At 69.6% G+C, this 25,984-nt stretch carries 27 protein-coding genes and 2 pseudogenes; 16 read left to right on the plus strand and 13 right to left on the minus strand.

Going from position 1 to position 25,984, the window contains the following annotated elements:
* Positions 1-720 precede the first annotated feature (720 nt).
* Positions 721-2,331, plus strand: coding sequence for a histidine ammonia-lyase (gene hutH, locus ACY34J_RS12945; protein ID WP_462726670.1), 1,611 nt, complete (start codon positions 721-723; stop codon positions 2,329-2,331).
* 123 nt (positions 2,332-2,454) lie between these two features.
* Here the strand turns inward: hutH and ACY34J_RS12950 are convergent, their stop codons facing one another.
* Positions 2,455-2,775 (minus strand): hypothetical protein, encoded by a 321-nt coding sequence (locus ACY34J_RS12950; RefSeq protein ID WP_462726669.1) that lies wholly within the window; start codon positions 2,773-2,775, stop codon positions 2,455-2,457.
* Between the two features lie 108 nt (positions 2,776-2,883).
* On the opposite strand from ACY34J_RS12950, the gene ACY34J_RS12955 reads away from it, so the two are divergent.
* Positions 2,884-3,297: a hypothetical protein gene (locus ACY34J_RS12955; protein ID WP_462726668.1), complete on the plus strand. Its 414-nt coding sequence runs from the start codon at positions 2,884-2,886 to the stop codon at positions 3,295-3,297.
* A 176-nt stretch (positions 3,298-3,473) separates the two neighbouring features.
* Positions 3,474-4,739, plus strand: coding sequence for a L,D-transpeptidase (locus ACY34J_RS12960; RefSeq protein ID WP_462726667.1), 1,266 nt, complete (start codon positions 3,474-3,476; stop codon positions 4,737-4,739).
* A 332-nt stretch (positions 4,740-5,071) separates the two neighbouring features.
* Here the strand turns inward: ACY34J_RS12960 and ACY34J_RS12965 are convergent, their stop codons facing one another.
* From ACY34J_RS12965 to ACY34J_RS12975, 3 genes are all read right to left on the minus strand, one after another.
* Entirely contained in the window at positions 5,072-5,815 is a 744-nt protein-coding gene (locus tag ACY34J_RS12965) for an SCO6745 family protein (RefSeq protein ID WP_462726666.1), read from the minus strand.
* A gap of 102 nt (positions 5,816-5,917) precedes the next feature.
* The gene (locus ACY34J_RS12970; protein WP_462726665.1) at positions 5,918-6,421 is read right to left on the minus strand and encodes an N-acetyltransferase family protein; all 504 of its coding nucleotides are present in this window, start codon (positions 6,419-6,421) and stop codon (positions 5,918-5,920) included.
* A gap of 91 nt (positions 6,422-6,512) precedes the next feature.
* A complete protein-coding gene (locus ACY34J_RS12975; RefSeq protein WP_462726664.1) occupies positions 6,513-6,896 on the minus strand; it encodes a hypothetical protein in 384 nt (127 codons plus the stop codon).
* A gap of 448 nt (positions 6,897-7,344) precedes the next feature.
* Between ACY34J_RS12975 and ACY34J_RS12980 the strand changes: the two genes are divergently transcribed.
* From ACY34J_RS12980 to ACY34J_RS13015, 8 genes are all read left to right on the plus strand, one after another.
* A complete protein-coding gene (locus ACY34J_RS12980) occupies positions 7,345-9,027 on the plus strand; it encodes a SpoIIE family protein phosphatase (RefSeq protein WP_462726663.1) in 1,683 nt (560 codons plus the stop codon).
* Between the two features lie 282 nt (positions 9,028-9,309).
* Positions 9,310-10,305, plus strand: coding sequence for a terpene synthase family protein (locus ACY34J_RS12985; RefSeq protein WP_462726662.1), 996 nt, complete (start codon positions 9,310-9,312; stop codon positions 10,303-10,305).
* Between the two features lie 125 nt (positions 10,306-10,430).
* Positions 10,431-11,462, plus strand: coding sequence for a polysaccharide deacetylase family protein (locus tag ACY34J_RS12990; RefSeq protein ID WP_462726661.1), 1,032 nt, complete (start codon positions 10,431-10,433; stop codon positions 11,460-11,462).
* A gap of 45 nt (positions 11,463-11,507) precedes the next feature.
* Positions 11,508-11,636 (plus strand): hypothetical protein, encoded by a 129-nt coding sequence (locus tag ACY34J_RS12995; RefSeq protein ID WP_462726660.1) that lies wholly within the window; start codon positions 11,508-11,510, stop codon positions 11,634-11,636.
* 144 nt (positions 11,637-11,780) lie between these two features.
* Positions 11,781-11,981, plus strand: coding sequence for a hypothetical protein (locus ACY34J_RS13000; RefSeq protein ID WP_462726659.1), 201 nt, complete (start codon positions 11,781-11,783; stop codon positions 11,979-11,981).
* A gap of 258 nt (positions 11,982-12,239) precedes the next feature.
* Entirely contained in the window at positions 12,240-12,728 is a 489-nt protein-coding gene (locus tag ACY34J_RS13005; protein WP_462726658.1) for a hypothetical protein, read from the plus strand.
* 329 nt (positions 12,729-13,057) lie between these two features.
* Positions 13,058-14,593, plus strand: coding sequence for a S8 family serine peptidase (locus ACY34J_RS13010; RefSeq protein ID WP_462726657.1), 1,536 nt, complete (start codon positions 13,058-13,060; stop codon positions 14,591-14,593).
* Between the two features lie 166 nt (positions 14,594-14,759).
* Entirely contained in the window at positions 14,760-15,146 is a 387-nt protein-coding gene (locus tag ACY34J_RS13015) for a DUF4186 domain-containing protein (RefSeq protein WP_462726656.1), read from the plus strand.
* A gap of 30 nt (positions 15,147-15,176) precedes the next feature.
* Here ACY34J_RS13015 and ACY34J_RS13020 read toward each other — a convergent pair whose 3' ends face one another.
* The 4 genes and pseudogenes from ACY34J_RS13020 to ACY34J_RS13035 all read right to left on the minus strand — a co-directional run.
* The gene (locus ACY34J_RS13020) at positions 15,177-15,776 is read right to left on the minus strand and encodes a TetR/AcrR family transcriptional regulator (RefSeq protein WP_462726655.1); all 600 of its coding nucleotides are present in this window, start codon (positions 15,774-15,776) and stop codon (positions 15,177-15,179) included.
* Between the two features lie 70 nt (positions 15,777-15,846).
* Entirely contained in the window at positions 15,847-16,134 is a 288-nt protein-coding gene (locus ACY34J_RS13025; protein ID WP_462726654.1) for a hypothetical protein, read from the minus strand.
* Between the two features lie 646 nt (positions 16,135-16,780).
* The gene (locus ACY34J_RS13030; protein WP_462726676.1) at positions 16,781-17,002 is read right to left on the minus strand and encodes a DUF7848 domain-containing protein; all 222 of its coding nucleotides are present in this window, start codon (positions 17,000-17,002) and stop codon (positions 16,781-16,783) included.
* 184 nt (positions 17,003-17,186) lie between these two features.
* Positions 17,187-17,339, minus strand: a pseudogene (locus tag ACY34J_RS13035) (helix-turn-helix domain-containing protein); the annotation flags it as partial.
* A 182-nt stretch (positions 17,340-17,521) separates the two neighbouring features.
* On the opposite strand from ACY34J_RS13035, the pseudogene ACY34J_RS13040 reads away from it, so the two are divergent.
* Positions 17,522-17,752: pseudogene (locus ACY34J_RS13040) on the plus strand (flavoprotein); the annotation flags it as partial.
* 82 nt (positions 17,753-17,834) lie between these two features.
* Here the strand turns inward: ACY34J_RS13040 and msrA are convergent.
* Positions 17,835-18,542: a peptide-methionine (S)-S-oxide reductase MsrA gene (gene msrA / locus ACY34J_RS13045; protein WP_462726653.1), complete on the minus strand. Its 708-nt coding sequence runs from the start codon at positions 18,540-18,542 to the stop codon at positions 17,835-17,837.
* A 181-nt stretch (positions 18,543-18,723) separates the two neighbouring features.
* Positions 18,724-19,830 carry a hypothetical protein gene (locus ACY34J_RS13050; protein WP_462726652.1) on the minus strand — a complete coding sequence of 369 codons (1,107 nt, stop codon included), beginning with the start codon at positions 19,828-19,830 and terminating at the stop codon, positions 18,724-18,726.
* Between the two features lie 126 nt (positions 19,831-19,956).
* Between ACY34J_RS13050 and ACY34J_RS13055 the strand changes: the two genes are divergently transcribed.
* Entirely contained in the window at positions 19,957-21,138 is a 1,182-nt protein-coding gene (locus ACY34J_RS13055) for a cystathionine gamma-synthase (protein WP_462726651.1), read from the plus strand.
* A 9-nt stretch (positions 21,139-21,147) separates the two neighbouring features.
* Here ACY34J_RS13055 and ACY34J_RS13060 read toward each other — a convergent pair whose 3' ends face one another.
* The 3 genes from ACY34J_RS13060 to ACY34J_RS13070 are packed head-to-tail and all read right to left on the minus strand — an operon-like array spanning position 21,148 to position 22,453.
* Positions 21,148-21,399 carry a hypothetical protein gene (locus tag ACY34J_RS13060; RefSeq protein ID WP_462726650.1) on the minus strand — a complete coding sequence of 84 codons (252 nt, stop codon included), beginning with the start codon at positions 21,397-21,399 and terminating at the stop codon, positions 21,148-21,150.
* A complete protein-coding gene (locus tag ACY34J_RS13065) occupies positions 21,396-21,860 on the minus strand; it encodes a sigma factor-like helix-turn-helix DNA-binding protein (RefSeq protein WP_462726649.1) in 465 nt (154 codons plus the stop codon). The genes ACY34J_RS13060 and ACY34J_RS13065 overlap by 4 nt, the downstream gene beginning before the upstream one ends.
* Before the next feature lie 50 nt (positions 21,861-21,910).
* Complete coding sequence (locus tag ACY34J_RS13070) at positions 21,911-22,453, minus strand: MarR family winged helix-turn-helix transcriptional regulator (protein WP_462726648.1); 543 nt, start codon at positions 22,451-22,453, stop codon at positions 21,911-21,913.
* A 196-nt stretch (positions 22,454-22,649) separates the two neighbouring features.
* Between ACY34J_RS13070 and ilvA the strand changes: the two genes are divergently transcribed.
* The 3 genes from ilvA to ACY34J_RS13085 all read left to right on the plus strand — a co-directional run bounded on the left by ilvA (position 22,650) and on the right by ACY34J_RS13085 (position 25,976).
* Positions 22,650-23,900: a threonine ammonia-lyase gene (gene ilvA, locus ACY34J_RS13075; protein WP_462726647.1), complete on the plus strand. Its 1,251-nt coding sequence runs from the start codon at positions 22,650-22,652 to the stop codon at positions 23,898-23,900.
* Between the two features lie 229 nt (positions 23,901-24,129).
* Positions 24,130-25,113, plus strand: coding sequence for an ATP-binding cassette domain-containing protein (locus tag ACY34J_RS13080; RefSeq protein WP_462726646.1), 984 nt, complete (start codon positions 24,130-24,132; stop codon positions 25,111-25,113).
* Positions 25,110-25,976 (plus strand): ABC transporter permease, encoded by an 867-nt coding sequence (locus ACY34J_RS13085; RefSeq protein ID WP_462726645.1) that lies wholly within the window; start codon positions 25,110-25,112, stop codon positions 25,974-25,976. Before ACY34J_RS13080 ends, ACY34J_RS13085 begins: the two co-directional genes overlap by 4 nt.
* The last annotated feature ends 8 nt before the right edge of the window (positions 25,977-25,984 follow it).

Here is a 25,984-nt window from a genome sequence, read left to right on the forward strand (position 1 = left end):
ACGCGAGGGGGTCGGGGTCGCGGCCCCGAATGGCGTGACGCCTGCCGGCATGCGCTCGCGGGTACGGACCGTTGCTCGCCTGTGAACGTGAGGGGGTCGGGGCGGCGGCCCGGAGCGCTGCCGTTCTTGCCCGCCGAGCCGTACGGGGCGGGCGGACCGGTACTCGCATAGGGACACGAGGGGGTCGGGGTCGGAGGGGTGGGGGTCCTGGACGTAAAAGCGCTTTCAGGGCCGCCAGGCCCGAGAATGCGCAGTCCAGGACCCCCACCCCGGAGGCGCCGGGCCCCGCCCCACACCACCGCGGGGGCGCCCCGGCACGAAGCGGCGGGCCGAGCCGCCGCGGGGCGCCGCGCTCCGGGAACAGGGCGGGCCGAGGAGGCGCCGCCACGGTACGAGGTGCGGCACGCCACCGTGAGCGGCTGGCCTCGGCGCGGAGCGGCCCGCCCGGCGAGGGCACCGGTGGCGAGGCCGGCAGCTTCCCATGAGGGTTGGGGCCATGACTCCCAATTGCGGCCGCACCCCACCGTGGGGTGCCGTCCCAAAAGCGGGGTGGGCTGCCGGGGCCGAGCACGGCCTCAACGGGAACCGTGCCGAGGCGCGCCCCTCTGGCGGGACCGTCGGGCCGCCGCCCTCAGGGGCCCGACCCCCGGCGCGGAGCGGCCTCCCCGGCGAGGGAACCGGTGATGACATCTTGAGTTTCAGTCTCTAGGGTGCCTGAATATGGATATGCACACTGTGGTGGTGGGGACGTCCGGGACCAGCGCCGAGGACGTCATCGCCGTGGCCCGCGGCGCGGCGCGGGTCGAGCTGTCCGGCGAGGCGCTGGCCGCCCTCGCCGCCTCCCGCGAGGTCATCGACGCCCTGGCCGCCAAGCCGGACCCCGTGTACGGCGTCTCGACCGGCTTCGGCGCCCTCGCCGTACGCCACATCAGCCCCGAGCTGCGCGCCCAGCTGCAGCGCAACATCGTCCGCTCGCACGCCGCCGGCATGGGCCCGCGGGTCGAGCGCGAAGTGGTCCGCGCGCTGATGTTCCTGCGGCTGAAGACCCTCGCCTCCGGGCGTACGGGTGTACGCCCACACGTCGCGCAGACCATGGCCGACATCCTCAACGCCGGGATCACGCCCGTTGTCCACGAGTACGGGTCCCTCGGCTGCTCCGGCGACCTCGCGCCGCTCTCCCACTGCGCGCTCACCCTCATGGGCGAGGGCGACGCCGAAGGCCCCGACGGCACCGTACGCCCCGCCGGCGAGCTGCTGGCCGCGCACGGCATCGAGCCGGTCGTGCTGCGCGAGAAGGAGGGGCTCGCGCTGCTCAACGGCACCGACGGCATGCTCGGCATGCTCGTGATGGCCTGCGCCGATCTGGCCCGGCTGTTCACCGCCGCCGACATCACCGCCGCGCTGTCCCTCGAGGCCCTGCTCGGCACGGACAAGGTGCTGGCCCCCGAACTGCACGCCATCCGCCCGCACCCCGGGCAGGCCGCGAGCGCCGACAACATGCTGCGCATCCTTGCCGGGTCCGGCCTCACCGGCCACCACCAGGACGATGCCCCGCGGGTGCAGGACGCGTACTCGATCCGCTGCGCCCCCCAGGTCGCCGGCGCCGGCCGGGACACCCTCGCACACGCACGCCTGGTCGCCGACCGCGAGCTGGCGGCCGCAGTCGACAATCCCGTCGTGCTGCTTGGGGGTACTCCCCCAGCTACCGCTGGGGGTGCCCCCACCCAGGCCGAAGGCTTTGGGGGAGGGAGGGTGGAGTCCAACGGCAACTTCCACGGCGCCCCGGTCGCGTACGTCCTGGACTTCCTGGCCGTCGCCGCAGCGGATCTCGGCTCGATCGCCGAGCGCCGGACCGACCGGCTGCTGGACAAGACCCGCTCGCACGGCCTGCCCGCCTTCCTGGCCGGGGACCCCGGTGTCGATTCGGGCCTGATGATTGCCCAGTACACGCAGGCGGCCCTGGTCAGCGAGCTGAAGCGGCTCGCGGTCCCGGCGTCCGTCGACTCGATCCCGTCCTCCGCGATGCAGGAGGACCACGTCTCGATGGGCTGGTCCGCTGCCCGCAAGCTGCGTACCGCGATCGACAACCTCGGCCGGGTCATCGCCGTCGAACTGGTCGCCGCCACGCGGGCGATCGAGCTGCGTCAGGACGTCGAGGGGCTGACCCCGGCGCCGGCGACGCGCGCGCTGCTGACGGCCGTACGGGAGGCGGGGGTCGAGGGCCCGGGCGAGGACCGCTTCCTGGCGCCGGACCTGGCGGCGGCCGAGGAGTTCGTACGCTCCGGCCGGCTCATCGCGGCGGTGGAACCGGTGACCGGCCCGCTCGCCTGAGTGCCCCCGGCAGGCCCCGCCCATCCCGGCAGGCCCCGCCTGACCCACCCCTGCGGCCTCTGTGGCTCCCTGCGGCCTCTGTGGCCCCGCTCGTTCCGGCCGGCCGGCGGGCGGGGCCGGGGGTCAGACCGCGCTCGTCCGGCGCGAGCGGTGCGAGGCGACGGCGACCAGCGCCGCGCCGAAGCCGAGGAAGGCCGTGCCGCCCAGCAGATAGGGAGTGGTGTCCACGCTGCCGGTGTCGGCGAGGCGGAGGTCCTTGGGGCCGGCGGCGGCCGATCGCCCGGCCCGGCCCTGCTGCGTCTGCTGCTGCCCTGCCTGCTGCGACGGTTGCTCCTGGCCGGTCCGGCCGTGCTCGACCGTGGCGTTCGCCGAGGGCACGAACCACAGCGCGAACAACACCGCCCCCGCGGCAGAGGCGGTCAGCAGCGGGCGGCGTGCGGACACGTAACGGACCCCCTTGTGGCGCAGGTGAATTGGCCGTCCGGGCCGATGTTAATGACAGTCGCGGGTCGCGGGAAAGTCTCGGCGGCCGGGGCCCTTACGCTCCGTCGCATGAGCACTGCTGACGAATCGAGATATGTACGGCTTCGGGTGGATCTGGTGCTGGAGATCGCTGACACCGAGACGCTGACCAGCGCGGCGCTCGAACAGATCGACGCCGACGAGTTCATGCCCGACGAGGAGCGCAGCCACGCCCGGGCCGCCGTCCAGGAGGACGAGGCGGAGGCTCTGGCCTATCTGGTCGACCCCTTCGATCTGGTCAACCAGATCCCGGGCGTGGAGCTCGCCCAGGCGTCCTGGACCAGCGAGGAGATCCAGTACGACCCGACCGCCATCGAGTGGGGTCTGGAGGACGAGGAGGAGGGCTGGGACGATCTTGGTCGGTATATCCGTCCCGACGGATTCGGTGGAACCAACGAGGATGAGAATGACGTCGATGGGGAAGGCGACGCCGGGAAAGCGTGAGTCTTCTCGCAAAGGACCCCGGGACGCCTTGCGGGCCCCGGGGTCCATGACGTACGACGTGGTGTTCCCCACAGTTTCCTCTGTACGGGAACGGACGTATACGCATACGTGTCCCTAAAGATTGGTCGGACTCGTATGTTCAGCGACCCGGCCAGGGGATTCAGGGTTCAGATGCAATGGAGAATCGTGTGATAACGGACGGTATGCGGCGCAAGGGCCTAGCGGCCGCGGCCGCACTGCTCGGCGGTGTGCTGACGCTGACCGCGTGCGGCGGGGACGATGGCGACGGCTCCGGGGACCATGCGAAGTCGCAGGCCCAGGTGGACCAGGCGGCCGCCAAGGACGCGTCCGACGCCCGAATAACGATCACGCCCAAGGACGGCGCCAACAACGCCGGCATCAACCACGACGTCAAGGTCAGCGTCGCCGGCGGCAAGCTGACCCAGGTGACGATGACCGCGGTCGCCACCGGCGCCCAGGTCCCCGGCACCGTGTCCCCGGACGGCAAGTCCTGGAAGCCGAACGGCCAGCTGGAGCGGGCCACCAAGTACCGGATCACCGCCAAGGCCGAGGACGGCCAGGGCCGCGGCGCCACCGAGAACTCCACGATCACCACCGTCTCGCCCGCCAACAGCTTCATCGGGTACTTCACCCCTGAGGACGGCTCGACCGTCGGTGTGGGCATGCCGGTGTCGATCAACTTCGACAAGGCGATCAGCAACAAGTCGGCCGTCAAGGCCGCGATCAAGGTCAGCTCCAGCAGCGGGCAGGAGGTCGCCGGCCACTGGTTCAACGGCAACCGCCTCGACTTCCGCCCCGAGAAGTACTGGCAGGCGGGCTCCACCGTCACCGTCAAGCTCAACCTCGACGGTGTCCAGGGCGCGCCGGGCGTGAAGGGCGTGCAGCAGAAGACCTTCAGCTTCAAGATCGGTCGCAGCCAGGTCAGCACGGTCGACGCCAAGACCAAGCAGATGACCGTCGTGCGCGATGGCAAGACCATCAAGACCATCCCGATCTCCTCGGGCAGCCCGGAGAACCCGACGTACAACGGCCAGATGGTGATCTCCGAGAAGTTCAAGGAGACCCGGATGAACGGTGCGACCGTCGGCTTCAAGAAGGACGACGGCAAGGGCGAGTACGACATCAAGGACGTGCCGCACGCCATGCGGCTCTCCTCGTCGGGCACGTTCATCCACGGCAACTACTGGGGTGCCGACTCGATCTTCGGCAGTGTCAACACCAGCCACGGCTGCGTGGGTCTGAACGACGTCAAGGGCGCGAACGACCCGAAGCAGCCCGCCGCGTGGTTCTATGACAACTCGCTTATCGGCGACGTCGTGATCGTGAAGAACTCCGAGGACAAGACCGTCGCTCCGGACAACGGCCTCAACGGCTGGAACATGCCATGGAGCGAGTGGGTGGCCGACAGCGCAGCCGGCTGACGCCACGTCATCTGAGCACATCCTGAATCCGCCAGGCGGCGGTCGACACCACGTCGACCGCCGCCTGTGAGGTTTCGGCTATGACCGGCATCGCCTCACATTGCCTTCCACATCACACTATTGAACTGGTGTACCAGCTACGGGCATACTCCCCCGGCAGGGGGGCCGGGGGGCTCCCCGTTCGGTGAATGATCACCAGGGGGAAAATTGCATAGACAACTCAAGAGGGTTGGCGCCACCAATCGCGGTCGGCCCGCCCACCCGCCCCGGATACGGGGGTGAGTGGGCGGGCCGATTACGTCAGCCGGCAGGCGTTCTGCCCCGCGTCGGGGTCAGCCCAGGGCGACCAGCCGCTCCCGTAGCTCGACCAGCTCCCCGTCCGGCAGCGCGGCAGCGACCACCCGGTCGAACGCCTCCTCGGTCAGCGCCTCCGCGGCCTGCCACCGCTGCACCAGGTCCGGGATCCGCTCGGCTCGCGCGATGAGCGCGTCCGCCTCCTCCTCCGGCCAGGCCGTACGCAGCAGCCGGGCCCGCCCGCCGCCCGGGTCGGCCACGACCGCCTCCATAACCCCCAGGCCGCTCGCGCGCAGCGCCGCGAAGTGCAGCCCGCCCCGCAGCTCCCGCAGCAGCATCAGCTCGTGCGCGAGCGCGGCAGGCCCGTCGGTCTCCTCGGGCCGCGGGGCCGCCCGCCAGCCGGCGAACAGCGGCAGCGCACTGGCGTCCGCCGCGTCCACGACCCGGCGCGCGAGGCGCGCCGCACGGATCGCCTCGGGTGTGCCGGACAGCTGGTTCCGCCCCCAGTCCCAGCAGCCCTCGGAGTACGCCGACACGGCCTTCTCCGGCGCTATCCCGGCGCCCTGCTCATAGGCGTAGTCGATGATCCAACGCGGAAAGATCCCCAACACCTCGGTGGTGAGGAGCGGCGACGGCGTACCGAGCACCGCCGCCCGGCCCAGGAAGTACAGCAGCCGGTCGGCCAGCCCCAACTCGGCGCCACGGGCCCGCATTTCGGGCGACGTCATAAACCGTGCGCCGAGCTGCACGACCGAACTGAACGTATCCGCTGCGAATGTCATGCCCGGAACGTACATCGGTCCGCCGGAACGGGAGCCCGGTGTGCGGAACTTCCCCGCAGCGGGCGGTACCCGTGGTTCAGGCGTACGTACGGAGAGCTCGCGTCACAGGCGGCGGCGGAAGCACACCCGGGTGTGCCCGGAGCCGTCGTAATCGGTGTGTACGGGCACGCCGTCGATCTCGTCGTCACCCTGCTCGATCTCGAAACCCATGGCGCGGTGGAAGGCGATGGACCCCTTGTTCGAGGGCGAGGTGATCGCCCGTACCTGGCGGCGCCCGGCCGCGCGGGCCAGGTCGAAGAACCGCTCGTACAGGCCTCGGGCGACCCCCTGCTGCCGTACGGCCGGGTCGACGCCCACGAAGTGGATGTACGACTCGTCCGCGTGGTCGCCTGAGTGGAATCCGACGAGGAACCCTTCGAGCTCCCCACCGGAGCTCTCCACCACCAGGCTGGTGGTGGCGAAGTGCTGCAGGAACAGCTTCGGCAGCAGCTGGGACAGCGCCTGGGCCTGCTCGGGCGAGCGTGAGTCGCCCCACCAGTTCTGGATGCACGCCACCATCGAGTGGTGGTCGTCGATGCGCGCCTGCCGTATCCCGCTGTCGCTCATGGCCCCTGTATGGCATGCGGAAGTCCGTGCCCGCAAGGAATTGCGGACACGGACTGTTACTTGGGGTAGGGCCCTGGAACTCCCCTGGGCCTCAGCGCCCCTTGGCGTAGAGGGCGTAGTAGGTGCTGATGCCCATCATCAGGCCGACCGTGAGTCCCAGCATCGACGCCTTCAGCAAGGTCTGTCCGCTGACGCTGCACAGATAACCGACCGCGGCCCCGAAGACCACTCCGTACACCGTGGATTCGAGCTCGCGCGACATACGGGCCTGCACACGCCCGACGGCATAACAGATCACGGCGACAACGACCCCGGCCACGAGGCCGTGCAACGCCGAGGTCCCCCCGGATGTCCCTTGGTTCGCATCGAGGATGCCCGCGTACAGGCCGAAGACGGACCCCAGCCCGAGCGGGACGGCCCAGACGGTCGGCCTGGTGCGGCGGCGGGCTGCGGGCAAAGCGGTTTGGGTGCTCATGACGGGACTCCTCTCTTGCCCCTTTCCCTCAGGGCACACCCGCCCGCCCTGCCCGGCAACTCCATCACTGTGAGCTTATGTGACGATGCCGTACGTATCGCCGTTTGGGGTCCATCGAGCCCATGAGCGTACGGCTCCGCCCCGCCCGGCCGACGCGGTCTGCGGGGTGGGGTGTCTGGCGCAAGATCCAGGAAGTCATTACCATGCCCACGATCCGGCCACTGCTGGGCCGGCCCGGCGATCTTCCCTTGAGGGGCGGGAGCACGCTCCGCTGCAAGAGCCCCGTTCGCATCCAGGAGGGAACGGTGTCGCAGTCCCGCAAGTTCAAGTTCTCGAGTCCCCTCAGTGGCTGGTTTTCATCGCCTGCTGACTACACTGCGTGGCACATGCTGTTGAGTACGGTCGGCTCCTTGGCGAGAAGCAGTTCACGCCGCGGCGAGGAGATCCAGTGAATGACGTCGGATCGGTACGGACTGCCGTATTTCAGGACAATGAGTTGGATCCCAGCACCTTCCAGGCCAGCGCCAGCATCGTGCAGGCGGGCTTCTTCTGCTGGGAAATCGCCACTGGCGAAGTGAGCTGCGACCCGCTCACCCTCGCGCTCCACGACATGCCCGAGGATGGCCCGTCGGATATCGGGAGCTTTCTCTCCGCTGTACACGAGTCCGATCTGTCCGATGTGCGCGAGGCCTTGGGGCTGATAGCGGAATCCTGCGGCAACTACCAGATCCAGTACCGGGTCACCCCTGGCAACGGCGGGCTCCGGTCCCTGGAAGCCCGGGGCCGGGTCCTGCCTGGCGCCGACGGGTTGCCGGCCCGCATGGTCGGAGTGGTCATGGACACCACGGCCGTCCATGAACGCCACGAAGCGGAGAAGCGACGGCTGTATGAGCGTGCCACGCGAGACCGCTGGATGCAGGAGCTGACCGCGGCGCTGGTCGCCGCGGTGACGGTCAAAGACATCATGGCCGCGGCACAGGCCGGGTTGCGCACCTTCGGAGCGGACGCGCTGGCGGTGATCGCCTCCGAGGGTGATCGACTGACCGTAACCGCCTCGTGCGCCGACGACGAGCAGGGCGCCGAGTCCATACGGGCCCTCGACGCCACGGCTCGCACACTCGTAGCGGAGTCACTTGCCCGCAGGGCACCTGTTCTCATCGGCTCCGCGGACGCGATGATCGCCCGCTACCCGCACCTGGCACCACTCACACAGCAGTCGGCGCGACAAGCGTGGGCGGCACTTCCGCTCACGGACTCACGCGGTCGCGTCAGTTCCTGCCTCGTCGGCTTCCCGGGGCCGCAGGAGTTCCTGCCCGAGGAGCGGGCTCTTCTGGTCGCCGCCATGGGACTGCTCGCCCAGTCACTGGAGCGAGCCGGCATGTACGAGTCGGAACACGCGCTCGCCACCGAGCTCCAGCGCGGCATGCTGCCACGAGGGCCGCTCACCGTGCCAGGCGTGACCATCGCGGCCCGCTACCAGGCCGCCACTTCCGGCATGTGGATCGGTGGCGACTGGTACGACGCCATCAGCCTGCCCGATGGGGGCGTGGCTCTGGTCATCGGAGATGTGCAGGGGCACAGCGTTCACGCCGCGTCTCTCATGGGGCGGCTGCGCACCGCCGTGCACGCCTACGCGAACGAAGGGCACCCACCCGCGGCCGTTCTGGAACGTACCAACCGTCTGCTGACCGAGCTGAACACCGACCCTGACAGGGCTCTGTTCGCCACGTGCTGCTACATCGCACTCAGGCCCGCCGACGGAATGCTCCAGGTGTGCCGGGCGGGCCACCCCGCGCCCGCGCTGGTCACCCCCCGCAAGCCGCCGCGCCTCCTGGAGGTCCCCGGCGGCCTTCCCCTGGGCATCGACCGAGAGCAGCGGTACCCGACCACGCGCCTGCGCATCGCGCCGGGCAGCGTGCTCGCGTTGACCACAGACGGCCTGCTCGAGGCCGTGAACAAGGACATCGACCAGGGCTTCGACAGGTTTCTCCAGGCTCTGAGAGGGGCGCCCACGACCGATCTGGAGACCCTCGTCGACGATCTCCTTGCCGGTACCCAGAAGACTCACGGCCTGGGCGACGATGTGGCTCTTCTGCTGGCTCGTCTGAACAGGCCCGGCCGCCGCAGCTGACCCAGGCCCGAACGCCGTCCGCCCCAACTTGCCTCATTTACAAGGGCCTTGTATCCGAGGCCAACCGTTAACCGAATTCCGCCGGCCTGTAGTGCTGTCCGTCGCAAGGTAAAGATCGCCAAGAAAACGATGACCTCTGTCGAACTCATCGAAGGGACAGGGTATTTTACGTCGGTGGTTGGGGTTGCCTGGTCGTGCTCGAGGCGGGCCTTGGCATGCCGCAGCGGCAATGTCGCTGGATGTCGCCAATGGCGGAGAATTACCGAGAAACGAGCTTGACGTATGGAAAATTTCCGGATCCCGGACCTTTACATACCCAGACCGGCAGCGCTCAATCCGGAACTCGAGGAGGCCACGGCGGCCACCGAGGCGTGGTTGGAGGAGTTCGGTCTGGCGCCCACCGAGGAGGCGCGCCGGCATGTGCAGCGCACTCGGGTTGACCGGCTCACCGCGTGGCTGTGCCCCAACGCCTCTCAAGAGACGCTGATCCTGATAACCCAGTGGAACGCGTGGCTGTTCCAGCTGGACGACCAGTTCGACGACGACCCGGTGCGCGGTTACCAGCCGGAGCAATGGCGCGAGGCCTTCGGGCCGTTGTTCGCCGTATTCGACAGAAAGGTTACGGCTGGGCGACTGGGGCGTTCCCTGGACGACCTGTGGCGCCGTACGAAAGCTGTCCGTTCTTCCGCATGGCAGCGCAGATTCGTACCGCACCTGTTGTGGTATTTCGACAGCTACCGGGCCGATATGATTCATCGGGAGGAAGGGCGCGTACCTGGCCTCCAGCAATATCTCGCGCACCGCCGAGCCTCATTCGCATTCGATGCGGTTCTGGACCTGATGGAAATCGGTTCAGGTGTGGACCTGCCCGACCAACTGCATGCGAACCCGGCCTTCGCGGACATGCGAGAGGCGGTGATCTACGCAAATGCCTGCATCAACGATCTCTACTCACTGCGCAAGGAACTCGCCCATGACTACGCGTTCAACGCCGTCACGGTGATCCGCCACCATCAGCAGTCCAGCCTCCAGGAGGCGGTGGAGCGAGTGGCCGCGATGCAGGCCGGATACGTGCAGCGCATCCTCGACCTCGAGCAGGTCCTGCCCGGGCGACTGGCGCGTTCTGGCCTCGCCGACGACGTCATCGCCGACGCGCTCCGCTGTGTCAGGGACTTCCACGCGCTCACCGCCGGGAATGTGGCTTGGTCGAAGGAGACCGGGCGCTATGCGGAGATCGAGCCGGATCCGACCTATTTGGTGGACCTGTTCGTTCCGTAGCACCGATACACGTCAGGGCGCGGCCGGCGACGGCCGCCGCCATGGCGAGAAGCCCGCCGAGAAGAGTGACGGCCGGGCCGGCGAGGTAAGCGATTACCCGGTGCACATCCCTTCAAGGAGGTCTCGTGCGTCTTCGTCGTCTCCGTCTGCCGTGCGTTGCTGTCCTGCCTCTGGCCGCGCTGGCGGCCGCCTGCGCGGACTCCCGAGGTGATGGCCTCTCCAGGGCCGATACGCCGGATCCTCCGGCTGCGAAGTCCACCGAAGCTCCGCAGGAACACCGCGCTCCGGTGGGCGAGCACGCCAACGAACTCGGCTCGGTACCGGTGCTCATGTACCACCGGATTGTCGACAAGCCGAGCCGCGCCTCCGACCGCACCCCGCAGGACTTCCGCGCCGAACTCCAGCGGCTGGCACGGGAGAGGTACGTCCCCGTGACCGCCGCGGAGTACAGCACCGGGAAGCCCGACATCCCGGCGGGGACTCACCCCGTCGTTCTGACCTTCGACGACGCCAGTGACAGCCAGCTCACACTGGGGCCGGGTGGCGTGCCCACCGATGACTGCGCTGTCGGCATCCTGCTGGAGGTGGCCGGCCGGCACCCGGGGTTCCGCCCCGTCGCCACCTTCTTCGTCAACCGCAACGCCTTCCCCGCCACCGGCGCCGGCAAGGCCATGGCCTGGCTGCACCAGCACGGCTTCGAGATCGGCAACCACACCCTCGACCACGCCAGGCTCAGCGGGCTTACGGCGCGGCAGGTGCAGCATCAGATCGCGGCCGACCAGAAGGCCATAACGCGGCGGGCCCCAGGCGCCGAAGTGGTCTCCATGGCCCTGCCGTTCGGCAGTCGCCCCCATTCCGCCCGGCTGGCGCTTTCCGGCAGTTCGGAGGGGGTGTCCTACGAACACCACGGCGTCTACCTCGCGGGCGTCAATCCGGCGCCATCCCCGTACGCCGCGGCCTTCGACCCGGCCGGAATCCCACGTATACGCTCGGCCGCACCGGACGCTCCATTCGGCTCCTCCCGCTGGCTCGACAAGCTCGCGGCGGGCAAGATCCCCCGCTACACCGCGGACGGGGACCCCGCGCGCATCTCCTACCCGAAGTCCTCCCCAGCCGAGCTGGAAGAGCAGTACCGCAAACGAGCCCGGTCCTACTGAGCAAATCCTTTGCTGCGTACGCCCGTTCGGTGCCGGAGTCCGCGGATGGATCGTGAAGCGGTGCTGGCATTGTTCGACCGTCAGATGCGACAGGGTGCGCAGGCCGATGCAGCCGAGGGCGTGTTCCGCGACGTCGGCAATGCCGACTTCCAGCAGGTACCCGTACGCGGTTGAGGCTTCCTGACGCCTTTGTGACCACATCGCTTCAACCAGTTCGATGGCGTTCCCTGCTGACCATGTCGCTCCCGCGTCGGCACTGAACCTCAGGCGGCTGTGCTTGGTGACGCATCGTCACCCCGACTCTATGCTCACGAGTCCGTGGACCAGTTGGCGATCCTCGCGCCGGCGGATGTCGTCGAGGCATCCAGGGCCGCGTTCAAGGCGCTGCGAGCGATGCGCGACCGCATCCTTGAGGGCGCTGATGCGGCCAGCGCCGTGTACGTGGAACTGGAAGATGCCAACGATGCAGCTATCGCTGAACTACGCCGTGTGATGCGCCGGGACCTCGGGGCGGAGTGAAACGCCCGGGGCCCAGGGAGCTTGATCATCCCCCTGGCTGGTGCGATGCCGAAGGGGCAGGAAAGGCAGCGAAGGCGGCATCTGTGCTGGTAGATGGGGTGATCCGCACGTGGTGCCGGGCTCCGGAACCGGCTGTCCGATTGCGGCGGCGCCGACACCGACTTAGCGTTCAAGTGGTCGAGTTGTGCGACATCTGAGCCATGAGTCCCTACGTCAGCATCTAGCTGGCGGTGTCGTGTGGAGGATTTTATGTCGGTTATGACCGGTACTCAACCCATGCAGCAGCAGATGGCCCCGCCGATGGCCCCGCAGATGGCCCCGCAGATGGGCGGCCAACAGCAGCTCATCCAGGCGGTTCAGCAAGCGGTCCAGCAGGCCTGTCAGCAGGCGGGCCAGCAGGTCGCACAACGAGTACAGCAGACGTTCCAGCAGCTCCAGCAGATTCAGCAGCAGCTCCAGCAGCAGGGCATCGCCCAGCAGGCGCACCCCTACCTGGCTGTGGCGCTGCACCGCTCGCTGCACAGCGGCATCCGGCATGCAGTGGAGCAGTCCGTGCAGCAGGCGCTGCCGACCGCGATCGTGGCGCTGCTCCAGCAGAGCCAGCAGGGCCAGCAGGGCCAGCAGCAGTGGGGTGCTGGGTTCGGCCAGCAGCCGTTCCAGCCGTTCCAGCAGCCGTACCAGCAGTTCCAGCAGCAGCCTGGCTTCGGCTTCGGCCCGATGGGTCAGCAGCCGTTCGGTATCGGCTGACGCCTGGGCGGCGCGATGCGGTGTGCCCGAAGTGTTCCCGGGCACACCGCATCACCGTGGAAGCGTGAGCCGCCCCGTCTCCGGATCAGGACCACAAGTACGACGTAGGCGTGGTGAAGGTGGACGTGATGGTCAAGGACAGGCCCCAGAACAGCAGTGAGAGCGGGTCCGGGGGTGCGGCGGCTGGTGGGCCCGGGGGGACGGGCAGGGAGGCGGATCCGCGCAAGAAAGGCGCACAGTCGTCGGCCCCGGTGCAGCGACGCCGGGAGCGGTACATGGTGACGCCGTTGCCGCAGCATCTGCTCCCGCCAGGAGTACCTGAACTCAGCATGGACGCACTGTGTGACCAGCTGGAACGGATGCCCGAGGTCACAGTAACCCGCAGACTCCAGCCGTCGGAGAAGCTCCGATCGGCCGGGCTGTCTCCCTCCTGCCCGGAAATCGCGGTCGTCGAGGCGGCTGAAACTCAACTACCGGCGATGCGGTCGCTGCACGTACACATCGAGCCGGACCTGCCGCTGTGCGGAACCGGACCCGCCGCTACGCCGACTGCAGGGATCGTGCCGCTCCGCGATCCGGGGCTGGTCGCGCCGCTGGAACAAGCTGTCGACATCTCGCTACGCGTCCACGGCCCGGAGGGCGCACCGCTGGCTGGGGCGGGCGTGTTCCTGATCGGGACGTCATGGCCGGCCCAGGGCATCACCGGCGCCGACGGGAGGGTGACCGTCACGCTGGCTACGGACACGGCACAGTCCATTCAGTCCCTGTACGTCCGGCCCGCGGGCGGATACGTGGACCGCTGGATCAATCGCCCGGACCTGTCGGTGACCCGGGAGAACGAGGTCACCCTCACGCCGCTGGGTGAGGTGTACCCAGGGCTGGACGAGCGGCAGCAGTACGGCTGGGGCCAGCAGGCCATGCGGCTGGACCGGCTGCCTCCCACCTTCCGCGCCTTCGGCGTCAAGGTCGCGGTCATCGGCTCGGGCGTCTCCGCCGAGCACACCGATCTGAAGGACCGGGTGCGCTCCGGGGTTGATCTCGTCCGTGGCACGGAACGGGGCTGGGCCCACGACATGGTGGGCACCGGTACCCACGCAGCGGGCATCATCGCCGCGGCGGACACCGGCAAGGGCGTCATCGGCATCGCCGTCGATGCGCAGATCGAGGTCTGTCAGGTGATGCCCAACGGCTGCTTCAGCGATCTGATCGCCGCTCTCGACCACTGCATCGAGCAGGAAGCCGACATCGCCCACATCGCAGTGGCCACCCCGTACTCGTCAGCGCTGGTCTCACACAAACTCGCCGATGCCAACGCGGCGGGGATCGCCTGCGTCGCCCCGGCGGGTGACATGGCCGGACCGGTCGCCTTCCCGGGCAGGCTGCCCACCGTGTTCACTGTTGGCGCGCTGGGCGTCTTCGGCTCCTACCCGCCGGACACATCCCATGCCACCCATGCGGGTCCGCCGCTGACGCCGGATGGGCTGTTCGCCGCGCGATTCAGCTGCTACGGCCCCGAGGTCGACGCGGCCGCCCCCGGCGTGGCTGTCCTGTCGTGCTCGCCGCAAGGCGGATACGCGGTCCTGGACGGCACCAGCGCGGCCTCGGCCCACGTTGCCGGTCTTGCGGCCCTCGTGCTCGCCCACCACGAGGATTTCCACGGCCAACTGCTGCCCCGCGGACCCGGCCGGGTGCAGCACTTGTTCGAGATCATCGCCGCCAGCTGCCGCCAGCTGACCGCCCCCGGCACATGGGAGGCCGCCCATGTCGGACGCGGCCTGCCCGACGCTCTGGTCGCCCTGGGCCTGGCCCCCGGAGTGCAGATCGCTCCGGCCGTGTCGCCCTACGCTCCGTCGATGGCCGTTTAGGGCTCGTTCCCGCAGTGAGACAGCCGAGCGGTGCCTGTCCTGAGGGGACGGGCACCGTTCGGCGTCTACAGGGCCGTGACCAGCGGACATGCGATACACGGCGCCGGCACCCACAGACCGGCAGCCATATGATCGAGAGGGCTGCTGTCTTCCCGCGGAGCGTTCGATGCCCGATCCGATGCCTGACTCGCTCGACCAACGGCTGGACGCCATCGCGCGGCATCCGTTCCGCGCGAAGTTCCATCTGCGCGGTCGCGAGCGGGCCATGGCAGAGCTGAGCGGCCCATCCACGATGCGATGGCACGCCTACGACCTCATAGCCAAGCGGCTGGCGCCGGCCGAGCCATACAAGGACGGCAAGCAGACCCCCTACCGCGGCCACCCGGTTTTCGTCGCCCAGCACGCGACCGCCACCTGCTGCCGTACCTGTCTCCAGCGCTGGCACCAGATCCCCAAGGGGCGGGAACTGAGCCGCGCGGAGCGCGCCTATGTGGTGGACGTGATCTGCCGCTGGATCGAGCGCGAGGTGTCGGGCTCGTCGGGAGGCGAGTAGATCTCATTCCGCCCACCGGCGCCCGATCCTTCATGGCAGCGGTTCTTGTATGGCGCCGGCGATGACCGTGGTCACGACCTTGTGGACGGCTCCAGGCTCTGGCGGGGCGCCTTCCCGGTCGGCGAAGAGCAGGTGTCCGGCCCCGATCAACGTGGGCGCGAGCGTGTCGACGTCGGCGTCCGCCGCGATGCGGCCCAGTTCCCGCTCGGCGGTGAGGTACGAGGCGATCATGGCCGTAGCTTCCGTCAGGACCGGGACGCCGGTCGGCGTGGCCTGGCGCAGCCGGGCGCGCAGGTCATCCCGGGAGGTGACGAGGCCGACGATCGCCACGGCAACCGACTCGAACAGGGTCGTCAGCGCGCCGGTGAGGTTGCCGGCGACGGTGCCGGTCCCGGCGGAGTTGCGCAGGGCGGCGGCCTGGTTGTCGATCCGGGCGATGCGGTCTTGCACGAGCTCGGCGAGGAAGGCGTCGAAGTCGGCGAAGTGCCGGTGCAGGACGCCCTTGGCGCAGCCTGCCTCCGTGGTGACCGCCCGGCTGGTCAGCGCGCTCGGCCCGCCCCGGAGCAGGACGCGCTCGGCGGCATGAAACAGCTGCTCGCGCGCGTCGCGCATGGCCACCCCTGTCGGCATACCGCGCTCCCTCCTTCCCTCGCCGGGCCCCACCCTGCCCACAGCGCGCCACATGCCACCGCGCGACTCATCAACTGGCCCTACGCCATGCCGCCGCATCCCGTAGGACATCAGCCACGTCCCGCACCGTCCGTGCCGACAGCCGAAGACGGACCACCCCGGAACCATCCGCCGCAGCATCCGCACGTGCCTGTACGCCTGTTGCCTCAATGCCCGCCGCGGTCAGTGCGTTCGCCAGCTCCGCACCTGCATCCTTCGCGTCCCGCCAACCCGCGACGTAATCCACGCCGCGAACCCACAGCACCGAATCCGGGTCGAGTTCTTCGCGCTCGGGATCCGGCTCACTCGGGTAGTGCATTGACTGAAGTCCCCTTCCTCGTATAGCGGTTGATCTCAGACCAAGCTCGGTCGCATCTAGTGAGCGAACGACGACAACCCCGGTACGATCAGTACCGGGGTCCGTCGGGACTCCACCGCCACCCCGGAAGCTGTCCAGGCACGGGGGTGGTCCGGTTATCTCTGGGGTTGTGGTGCGACCCTGACCCGATTCGGTCGCCAGGGGTTTGTTGGTTGCTGGCCCGGCCCCGGGCTTCGGGGAGCAGCCGCGGAGCCGGGCCGCGGGCGACGTCAACGCGTCGCCCCTCTCCGAGCACCGGGCCGTCGGTGGAGACGGGTGATCCACCCGGCAGCGCTCAAGGGGAGTTGGTGGGCGAGGACTGGCCGCGCCGTCAGTCACGGCAGTCCCCGCCAGCTCTACGGCGGAGTATTCAGCGGCACCTCTCGGTACCTCCTCATCTCCCGGTACAACCTGCCTCGGCTGACTCCGAAACGCCGCGCGATCTCGTCATGGCGCACGCCCTGGTCTCGAAGGGCGGCGTACTCGTGCAGCTGTTCTCTGCTCACCGCAGCGTCCCGAAGTTCCACACTGACGCCGTGCGCCTGAAGAACCGAGAGAGCCCGTGCCATATCCAACCCGTACTTGCGCACTCGCCGACCGCCCCCACTCATCGAACACCCACGATGGACGCACGAAGGAAGCTGGTCGTGATTGCGCGGAAGCCCGTATGCCCCGTACGGCCCGCATGACGCAAGCACCAAATCTCGGGCGCTGCCGTGTCTTCCGCCGCTCCCGATTGTTCCCCGCACGTCGTGCACTCCGTCTCGTACGTCGGCTCACTCCCGGACACGTCTGGGCTCAAGGACCAGTCCGCGAACTCGGCGCTGATCGTGCTGTCGGTGGTGCACGGGCCCTGACATGCGTGAAGCGGTGCGTTGAACGCACCGCTTCACACTCGGCGACTCCCGGCCGACGGCCAGGAGCCCAGCTCCTACTTCACAAACGATGATGCGGTCCGCCTTCGGCGGCGCGAGAGGCGCGGACGCTGACGAGTGCGCCCCCAGGTAGGCGTTATCAGGACTTGCCGGCTTGTGACCGGACTCAACCTGAGTGAGCAGACTGTAGGAGTACGGGATCTTCTGAGCCAACCCACGCTGAGTCAGGCCGGCTCGCTTCCGGTAGTGCGCGATCCGGGCGCCCGTATGTTCGTCGCCGGGAATGGGCATGGGGAGGCTCCGTTCCAAGACTCGCTCACCGAAACGCTACCCGGCCGCCAAGAGCAGGGAACGGCAAACGATCGACCCAGGGGATGACAGTTGCCGTCGACCAGCTCGGCAAGGTGGACTGCGGTCATGACTGCGAACCGCGTCCTCTACCTGCTGGGCAGCGCCGCCCCTCCCGTACTCAACTCCCACTGGTGACGATGCCGTGCGTCAACGCGGCCTACGTACAGCACACGCAGTTCGATCAAAGCATCGCGACCCTTCGGGCGATGGGTGTCCGCGTGCTGTACGGAGACGGCGGATTCGTGCCGAACGAGCCGGGCAAGGGCCGACCGGAGGCGTACCCCTGGGACCTCGCCCTGGAGGCTGCCGAATCTCTTTGGAGGCAGCGCGACGACGAAGAGACACCCTGCTGAGCCAGCGGGGCGCGGGGTGGTGGCCGCGGTACAGCTGATCCTGTGCTGCGGCCTGGCGAGGTACGGCTGTGCTTGCCTACTGCTACTCGGCCTCGGGGGCGGGAGCGATCCCCGTCGGGCAGGACGCCCCCCAGTTCGTCTCGAATGGGGTACTTAGCTTGACGCCCGTGCCGCCGATGCCGCAGTAGCCGTTGGGGTTCTTGTCCAGGTACTGCTGGTGGTACGGCTCCGCGGGGTAGAAGGGGCGGCCCTCCGACGGGAGGATTTCCGTGGTGATGGGGCCGTAGCCCGACTTCGTCAGGACCTGCTGGTACGCGTCGCGCGACGCCTCCGCCGCCGACTGCTGCTCCGGGGAGTGGGTGTAGATCGCCGAGCGGTACTGCGTACCGACGTCGTTGCCCTGGCGGAAGCCCTGGGTGGGGTTGTGGGACTCCCAGAAGAGCTTCAGCAGGTCCGCGTAGGAGACGACCGACGGGTCGAAGACGACGCGGACGGCCTCGGCGTGCGCGGTGAGGCCGCTGCAGACCTCCTCGTACGCCGGGTTCTTCGTGTGCCCGCCCTGGTAGCCGACGAGAGTCGTCCACACGCCCGGGGTCTGCCAGAACTTCCGCTCGGCGCCCCAGAAGCAGCCCAGGGCGAAGTCGGCGACCTCCAGGCCCTCGGGATAGGGGCCGGTGAGGGGGTTGCCGAGCACGGTGTGGCGGTCCGGGACCGCGAATTCGGGGGTGTCGCGGCCGGGCAGGGCCTCCTCCGGGGTGGGGAGGTGGTTCCGGTGGCGGTTCAGGAACATGAGGTCTCCTCGGCTGTGGCGTCCGTCAGAAGAACGTACGGCCAGGGCGGTGGATTCCCGCCCTGGCCGTATCCGCAGGTCAGGCGTGTGTTGGGCACGTGTCCCGTGGCGCGGCCGACGTCGGCGATCAGGGCGGCAGCGTCGCCGGGCTGCCGCCCCGCTGAGCGGCCGACGTCGGCGATCAGCGCGGCAGCGTCGCCGGGCTGCCGCCCCGCTGTTCCCAGCCCGCCACAGCCTGCGCCCGGCAGGCCGCGTAAGCCGTCGCCGGGTCCGCCCCGTACGACCACGGCACCGCGCCCACGTGCCCGTCGACGTGCCGCAGTTGCTCCAGCGCCTCGGCGTAGCGCTCCGCCTGAACCAGGAACCAGACCAGCAGATGGCGTACGTGCGGCAGTACGGGGTGGTCGGCCGGTGCCGAGCGAGCCGCGAACAGAGCGCCCTGGATGGCCCGGGTCACCACCTCGCTCTCGTACAGGCCCCGGACCAGGTTCACCTCCGGCAGGTGCTCGAAGACCGCGAAGAGCGGCAGCGCCGGCAACAGGCTGTCCTCGGGAGCCGAGCCCGCCGCCCGGTGGGTGAACGCGTAGGCCTTCTCCCGCGATCCGTGCCACTTCTCGCACCAGTAGTGCAGCGCGGCCAAGTGCGCCCCCATGTGGTGCGGTGCGCGGGCGGTGACCGTGCTCCACACGGACTCGAAGTCGGCCTCGCGGTAGCCGAGTCCGCAGGCCACGGCGAGCTCGACGATGTACGGGGTCGGGTCGCCGGGCGCCAGCAGTGCCGCCTCGGCGCAGATCGACCGTGCCTCCTCCAGAATGATCCGGTACTCCTCGGATCCGGGGCCGCCCGCGGACTGCCGGGCCTGGCGCACCAGGAACTCCGCGTGCACGACCGCGCCGCCCGCCTCCTTCGGCGCCTCGGCCCGCCAGATGCGCAGCCAGCGCCCTCCCTGGCCCGGCGCCTGCGCGAGTTCCACGGCCGCGGCGCCGGCCAGCGACTGCACGCGCTGCCAGCGCAGCTCCCAGTCGTCGGCGGTGGCGGCGAGCAGCTGGGCGGCGGGCCGCCAGTCCTGCGTGCGGCGTATCTCGTCCAGGGCCTCGGCCAGCTCCGGGTCGGGGCCGGGCAGCCGGACGTCGAGCCGCTCCGGCGGCGTGAAACCGTAACTCTCCGGGTCGCCGGCGAGCCCGTGGCCGCGCATCGCCTGCCGCCCGCCGCGCAGCGGCAGCAGGGCGGGCACGATGAGGACACCGCCGATCATGGTCAGACCGAGCAGGATGATCAGAAGTTCCATGAAGTGTCCTGTGTCGTTTCGTCGGGCCGGGCGACTGTGGCGAATGTTAAGTGTTTCGTTCGCTGCCCTGTACCGACCGCTGATCCGCGAGGTTTCACGGCAGGCGGAGTACTACCCTCGGGCACCATGAGCGACCAGCACCAGCACCAGCGCCCACAGGCGCAGCACGCACACCACGGCTTCGAGACTCTGGCCATCCACGCCGGGCAGGAGGCGGACCCGCTGACCGGCGCCGTGGTACCGCCGATCTACCAGGTATCGACATACAAGCAGGACGGCGTCGGCGGTCTGCGCGGCGGCTATGAGTACAGCCGCTCGGCGAACCCGACGCGCACCGCTCTGGAGCGCAACCTCGCGGCGCTGGAAGGCGGCCGGCGGGGGCTGGCGTTCGCCTCGGGGCTGGCGGCGGAGGACTGCCTGCTGCGGACGCTTCTGGTGCCCGGGGACCACGTTGTCATCCCCAACGACGCCTACGGCGGCACCTTCCGGCTCTTCGCGAAGGTTGTCGAGCGCTGGGGTGTGCAGTGGTCGGTGGCGGACACCTCGGACGTGGCTTCGGTACGGGCCGCGCTGACGCCCCGTACGAAGCTCATCTGGGTGGAGACCCCGTCCAACCCGCTGCTCGGAATCACGGACATCAGCGCGATCGCGGACGTCGCCCGCGGGGCGGGGGCCCGGCTGGTCGTGGACAACACCTTCGCCAGCCCGTACCTCCAGCAGCCGCTCGCCCTCGGCGCGGACGTGGTGGTGCACTCCATGACCAAGTACATGGGCGGCCACTCGGACGTCGTCGGCGGTGCGCTGATCGTGAACGACGAGACGCTCGGTGAGGAACTCGCGTACCACCAGAACGCGATGGGCGCGATCGCCGGTCCCTTCGACTCGTGGCTGGTGCTGCGCGGCATCAAGACGCTCGGCGTCCGGATGGACCGGCACAGCGCGAACGCCACGCGCGTCGCCGAACTGCTGCTCGCGCACCCGAAGGTGACGCAGGTCTACTACCCGGGGCTGCCCTCGCACCCGGGCTACGAGATCGCGGCCAAGCAGATGCTGGCCTTCGGCGGCATGGTGTCGTTCCGGGTCGAGGGCGGCGAGCAGGCGGCCGTCGAGGTCTGCAACCGGGCCGAGCTGTTCACGCTCGGGGAGTCGCTGGGCGGCGTGGAGTCGCTGATCGAGCACCCTGGGCGGATGACGCACGCGTCGGTGGCCGGGTCGGCGCTGGAGGTGCCGGCCGACCTCGTCCGGCTGTCGGTCGGCATCGAGGCGATCGACGATCTGCTGGCGGATCTCACCCGCGCGCTGGGGTAACTCAGCCGCTTACCAGCCCTCGAGCGGCGGTGTGGTGTCGGCTGGTGGTGCGACCCAGGGCTGCACCACCGCCGCCCACACCGTGAAGGCGACCGCCGCGGCAAGCAACAGCGCCCAGCCGGCGGCCTGTACGGCGTGGCGGCGGGCCAGGATCCGCCGGCCGTGCTCGGCCGCCCGTGCGGCCAGATCCGGAGGCACCGCCGGGTGCGGCCCGTCCAGCATCCGGCGGACCTCTGCCTCCTTGCGGTCCGGCAGGCTCATGGCGCGGCCGGCTCCGGCCGGGCGGGCGGGTCCGGTGCGGGACGGCTGCGCAGGGTCGCCACCGAGCGTCTGCACAGGGTGTGGACCCGTTCGGCCGGGAGGCCCAGCTGGGCGGCAGCCTGTTCCTCGGCGACGCCCTCGTACAGCCGCAGTACCACCACCAGGCGCTCCTGAGGGGTGAGCCGGGCCAGGAGGCCGCTGCCGGGGCGGCGGTGGCGCCAGGCGGTACGGGCGAAGCGGGCGGCGACCTCCTGGCGGGTGCGGTCGTACGGATCCTCGCCGTGCAGCCGGTCCCACCCCGCGTACGTACGTGCCAGGGCGGCGGTCAACAGCCGCTCGGCGGCCTCCCGCTCACCGGTGAGCAGCGTGGCGGCATGCAGCAGCCGGCCGCCCGCGCCCGCGACGAATGCCTCGAACTCCCGGGCCCGGCGGCGATCCCGGTCCGCTCGCCGCTCTCGCACCGCCCCTCCCATGCCCTTTGGTCAATGGGACGGCAGGTGCGGTTGCGGGGTCAAGAGGCAGGCGGGTCCTGGCCGGAGGGCTGGCTCGTGGTCGGGGCGTGGCGGGCGGAGAGCGCGGCGTTGAAACGGGTGAGAAGCGTGCAGAACGCTTCCCGCTCCTCCGCGGACCAGTCCTCCGTCAGCTGCGCCATCAGTTCGCGCCGCGAGGACCGCACCTCCTCCAGGCGGGCTTTGCCGCGTGGGGAGAGCTGGAGCACGACGGCGCGGCCGTCCTCGGGGTGCGAGGTGCGCTTGACCAGTCCGGTGTCCACGAGCGGGGCGACCTGGCGGGTGACCGTCGAGGAGTCGATGCCCATGCCCGCGGCGAGCGCCTTGACCCCCATGGCGCCCTCCCGGTCGAGGCGGTTGAGGAGCAGGTAGGCGGCGCGGTCCATGGAGTTGCGGACCTGGCCGATGCCGCCGAGCCGTGTCTGCTCGGCGCGGCGGGCGAAGACGGCGACTTGGTGCTGCATGTCGTCGAGAAGTCCGGTGTCGCGGTGCACCTCCCCGCCGGAGGCTGGGAGAGCGGTCGTCATGTCCTCAGCGGTGGGCATGGCCTGGACTCACTTCGTGGGGGCGGTCTAGGGGATGGGCACAGGGTACGCGGCCTGGCGCCGCGCCGTACCCGAGGTGCCCGAACCGGTCCCGAACCGGTCCCGAACCCGTGCCGAACCCGTATCGAACCGTATCGAACCCGTGTCCGACTGTGCCGCACCGGCGGGTGCGGAGGGGAACTGCCAGACTGACGGCATGGCCACTCCCCACGGCGACACCGCGAACCGCCCCTCCACCCAGCTGTCCGAGATCACAGTCGACGAGGTGCGGGCCGCTCAGAAGATGCTGTCTGGTGTGGCCCGGACGACCGCCTTGGAGGGGAGCCGGCACCTGACCCGGCTGGTGGGCTCCCCGGTGCACCTCAAGTGCGAGAACCTGCAGCGGACCGGCTCGTTCAAGGTGCGTGGCGCGTACGTACGGATCGCGGGACTCAGCCCTGAGCAGCGGGCGGCCGGGGTGGTCGCGGCCAGCGCCGGGAACCATGCGCAGGGTGTGGCGCTGGCGGCCTCGCTGCTGGGGGTGCGCTCCACGGTGTTCATGCCGGTCGGCGCGCCGCTGCCCAAGGTCGCGGCGACGTGCGAGTACGGAGCCGAGGTGCGGCTGCACGGCCAGGTGGTGGACGAGACGCTGCGGGCGGCGCAGGAGTACGCACGGGAGACGGGCGCGGTGTTCATCCATCCCTTCGACCACCGCGATGTGGTGGCCGGGCAGGGCACGGTGGGGCTGGAGATCCTGGAGCAGTGCCCGGAGGTCCGCACGATCGTGGTGGGGATCGGCGGCGGCGGGCTGGCGGCCGGGATCGCGGTCGCGGTGAAGGCGCTGCGGCCGGACGTACGGATCGTGGGGGTGCAGGCCGAGGGTGCGGCGGCGTACCCGCCATCGCTGGCTGCGGGTCATCCGGTGGCGCTGGAGTCGGTGGCGACGATGGCCGACGGGATCAAGGTCGGACGGCCGGGGGATGTGCCGTTCAAAATAATTGGCGATCTCGTGGACGAGGTCCGTACCGTCTCCGAGGACGCGCTCTCAAGGGCGCTGTTGCTGTGTCTGGAGCGGGCCAAGCTCGTGGTGGAGCCGGCCGGGGCGAGCCCGGTCGCGGCGCTGCTGTCGGAGCCGGAAAACTTCGAGGGGCCGGTGGTGGCGGTGCTGTCCGGCGGCAACGTGGACCCGCTGCTGCTGCAGCGCATTCTGCGGCACGGCATGGCGGCGGCGGGGCGGTATCTGTCGCTGCGGCTGCGGCTGACGGACCGGCCGGGGGCGCTCGCGACGCTTCTGGGGGTGTTGTCAGTGCTGGACGCTAACGTCCTCGACGTGAGCCATGTCCGGACCGATCCACGGCTCGGGCTCACGGAGGCGGAGGTGGAGCTGCACTTGGAGACCAAGGGGCCGGAGCACTGTGACGAGGTGCGGGCGGCGCTGAGCGAGGCGGGTTACACGATCATGTCGTGAGGTATGTCGCGAGTCCCTTCGCGTCTCACGCTGCTGTCATCCCTTCCTGGTCCCTTCTTGGTCCCCCGGACACCTGCTCTCGCGGTTTCCGACGTCTGTCCGTGGACGTCAGACGCGATGGCGCGGCAAGCATTGACGCGATATATCGCGTCTTGATAGAACGGTGGCGTCCGCTGCTCCACGTGACGCTGCGTCGGACAATTCCATTCACATCACCTGGGGGATCCCTATGCCAGGCGCCATTTACGCCGAAGGTCTGGTGAAGACCTTCGGCGACGTAAGGGCTCTGGACGGCGTCGATCTCGACGTACCCGAAGGCACCGTGCTCGGGCTGCTCGGCCCCAACGGCGCCGGCAAGACCACTGCTGTACGGGTGCTCACCACCCTGCTGCGGCCCGACCGCGGCACCGTCGTCGTCGCGGGAATAGACGTCCTCAAGCATCCGAACGAAGTCCGCCGGTCCATCGGCCTGTCCGGGCAGTTCGCCGCCGTCGACGAGTACCTCACCGGGCGCGAGAACCTCGAGATGGTCGGACGGCTGTACCAGATGAGCGCGCGCGACGCCCGGACCCGCGCGGACGAGCTGCTCGAGCGGTTCAACCTCGGCGACGCGGCCGACCGTACGGCCAAGACCTACTCGGGCGGTATGCGCCGCCGGCTCGACCTGGCGGCCGCCCTGGTGGTCAGCCCGCCCGTGATGTTCATGGACGAGCCGACCACCGGCCTCGACCCGCGCAACCGTCAGGCGCTGTGGGAGGTCATCCAGGAGCTGGTGGCGGGCGGGACGACCCTGCTGCTCACCACCCAGTACCTGGAAGAGGCCGACCACCTCGCGCACGACATCTGCGTCATCGACCACGGCCGGGTCATCGCCCGCGGCACGTCCGACCAGCTCAAGGACCGCACCGGTGGCGAGCGCGTCGAGGTCGTCGTCCACGAGCGCGAGCGCCTGGCCGAGACCACCGAGATACTGCGCGGCTTCGGCAAGGGCGAGGTCACGGTCGAGGACCACACCCGCAAGGTCACCGTCCCGGTCACCGGTGGCGCCAAGCTGCTCGCCGAGGTGATCCGTGAGCTGGACAGCCGCGGCGTAGAGATCGACGACATCGGGCTGCGCCGCCCGACGCTCGACGACGTGTTCATCTCGCTCACCGGGCATGCCGCCGAGGCGGCGGCAGAGGAGACCGGGGGCACGAAGGAGGTCGCCCAGTGAGTGCCGTCACCGAAACCCCGGCGTCCCGGGGGAACGCGGCCCCGCGGCCGCGCGGCGGGCTGAGCCAGTCCGTCCACGACTCCCTGGTCGTCGCCAAGCGCAACCTGATCCGGATGCTGCGGATCCCCGAAGTGGTCATCTTCGGGCTGATCCAGCCGATCATGTTCGTGGTGCTGTTCAGTTACGTCTTCGGCGGCTCGATCAGTGTCGGCGGCAACCTCAGCCCCGGTGTGTACCGGGAATTCCTGATGGCGGGGATCTTCGCGCAGACCGTCACCTTCGCCACGGCGGGGGCGGGTGCGGGCATCGCCGAGGATATGCACAAGGGCCTCATCGACCGCTTCCGCTCGCTGCCCATGGCTCGGGGCGCGGTCCTCACCGGTCGCACGCTCGCCGACCTCGTACAGACCGCTCTGACGGTCGTGGTGCTCGCCATCGTCGCGCTGATCGTCGGCTGGCGGATCCACGAGGGCATCCTGAAGGCCCTGGCCGGCTTTGGCCTGCTGCTCCTGCTCGGGTACGCCTTCTCCTGGATCGGCGCACTGATCGGCCTGTCCGTACGGACCCCGGAGGCGGCCACCTCAGGCGGTCTGATCTGGCTGTTCCCGCTGACGTTCGTCTCGAACGCCTTTGTGCCGGCCGACAACATGCCGACGGTCCTGCGGCACTTCGCCGAGTGGAACCCCTTCAGCGCCACTGTGCAGGCCTGCCGCGAGCTGTTCGGCAATCTGCCGGAGGGCTACCCGGTGCCGGACGCCTGGCCGATGCAGCACCCGGCGATGGCCTCTATCCTCTGGTCGATCGTCATCATCGTGATCTTCCGGACCCTGGCGGTGCGGAAGTACCGGTCGGCGACCGCCTGACCGGCCGC

This window comes from Streptomyces sp. HSS9-12 (assembly GCF_054963655.1).

Coding starts and splice junctions, on each gene's coding strand:
- ACY34J_RS13010 (WP_462726657.1), top strand. CDS start 13,058: ATGGACGCACTGTGTGACCAGCTGGAACGGATGCCCGAGGTCACAGTA.
- msrA (WP_462726653.1), bottom strand. CDS start 18,542: ATGTTCCTGAACCGCCACCGGAACCACCTCCCCACCCCGGAGGAGGCC.
- ACY34J_RS13080 (WP_462726646.1), top strand. CDS start 24,130: ATGCCAGGCGCCATTTACGCCGAAGGTCTGGTGAAGACCTTCGGCGAC.
- ACY34J_RS12955 (WP_462726668.1), top strand. CDS start 2,884: ATGAGCACTGCTGACGAATCGAGATATGTACGGCTTCGGGTGGATCTG.
- ACY34J_RS12960 (WP_462726667.1), top strand. CDS start 3,474: ATGGAGAATCGTGTGATAACGGACGGTATGCGGCGCAAGGGCCTAGCG.
- ACY34J_RS12985 (WP_462726662.1), top strand. CDS start 9,310: ATGGAAAATTTCCGGATCCCGGACCTTTACATACCCAGACCGGCAGCG.
- ACY34J_RS12995 (WP_462726660.1), top strand. CDS start 11,508: ATGGATCGTGAAGCGGTGCTGGCATTGTTCGACCGTCAGATGCGACAG.
- ACY34J_RS12965 (WP_462726666.1), bottom strand. CDS start 5,815: ATGACATTCGCAGCGGATACGTTCAGTTCGGTCGTGCAGCTCGGCGCA.
- ACY34J_RS13070 (WP_462726648.1), bottom strand. CDS start 22,453: ATGCCCACCGCTGAGGACATGACGACCGCTCTCCCAGCCTCCGGCGGG.
- ACY34J_RS13055 (WP_462726651.1), top strand. CDS start 19,957: ATGAGCGACCAGCACCAGCACCAGCGCCCACAGGCGCAGCACGCACAC.
- hutH (WP_462726670.1), top strand. CDS start 721: ATGGATATGCACACTGTGGTGGTGGGGACGTCCGGGACCAGCGCCGAG.
- ACY34J_RS13020 (WP_462726655.1), bottom strand. CDS start 15,776: ATGCCGACAGGGGTGGCCATGCGCGACGCGCGCGAGCAGCTGTTTCAT.
- ACY34J_RS12970 (WP_462726665.1), bottom strand. CDS start 6,421: ATGAGCGACAGCGGGATACGGCAGGCGCGCATCGACGACCACCACTCG.
- ilvA (WP_462726647.1), top strand. CDS start 22,650: ATGGCCACTCCCCACGGCGACACCGCGAACCGCCCCTCCACCCAGCTG.
- ACY34J_RS13005 (WP_462726658.1), top strand. CDS start 12,240: ATGACCGGTACTCAACCCATGCAGCAGCAGATGGCCCCGCCGATGGCC.
- ACY34J_RS13050 (WP_462726652.1), bottom strand. CDS start 19,830: ATGGAACTTCTGATCATCCTGCTCGGTCTGACCATGATCGGCGGTGTC.
- ACY34J_RS12975 (WP_462726664.1), bottom strand. CDS start 6,896: ATGAGCACCCAAACCGCTTTGCCCGCAGCCCGCCGCCGCACCAGGCCG.
- ACY34J_RS13015 (WP_462726656.1), top strand. CDS start 14,760: ATGCCCGATCCGATGCCTGACTCGCTCGACCAACGGCTGGACGCCATC.
- ACY34J_RS13060 (WP_462726650.1), bottom strand. CDS start 21,399: ATGAGCCTGCCGGACCGCAAGGAGGCAGAGGTCCGCCGGATGCTGGAC.
- ACY34J_RS13025 (WP_462726654.1), bottom strand. CDS start 16,134: ATGCACTACCCGAGTGAGCCGGATCCCGAGCGCGAAGAACTCGACCCG.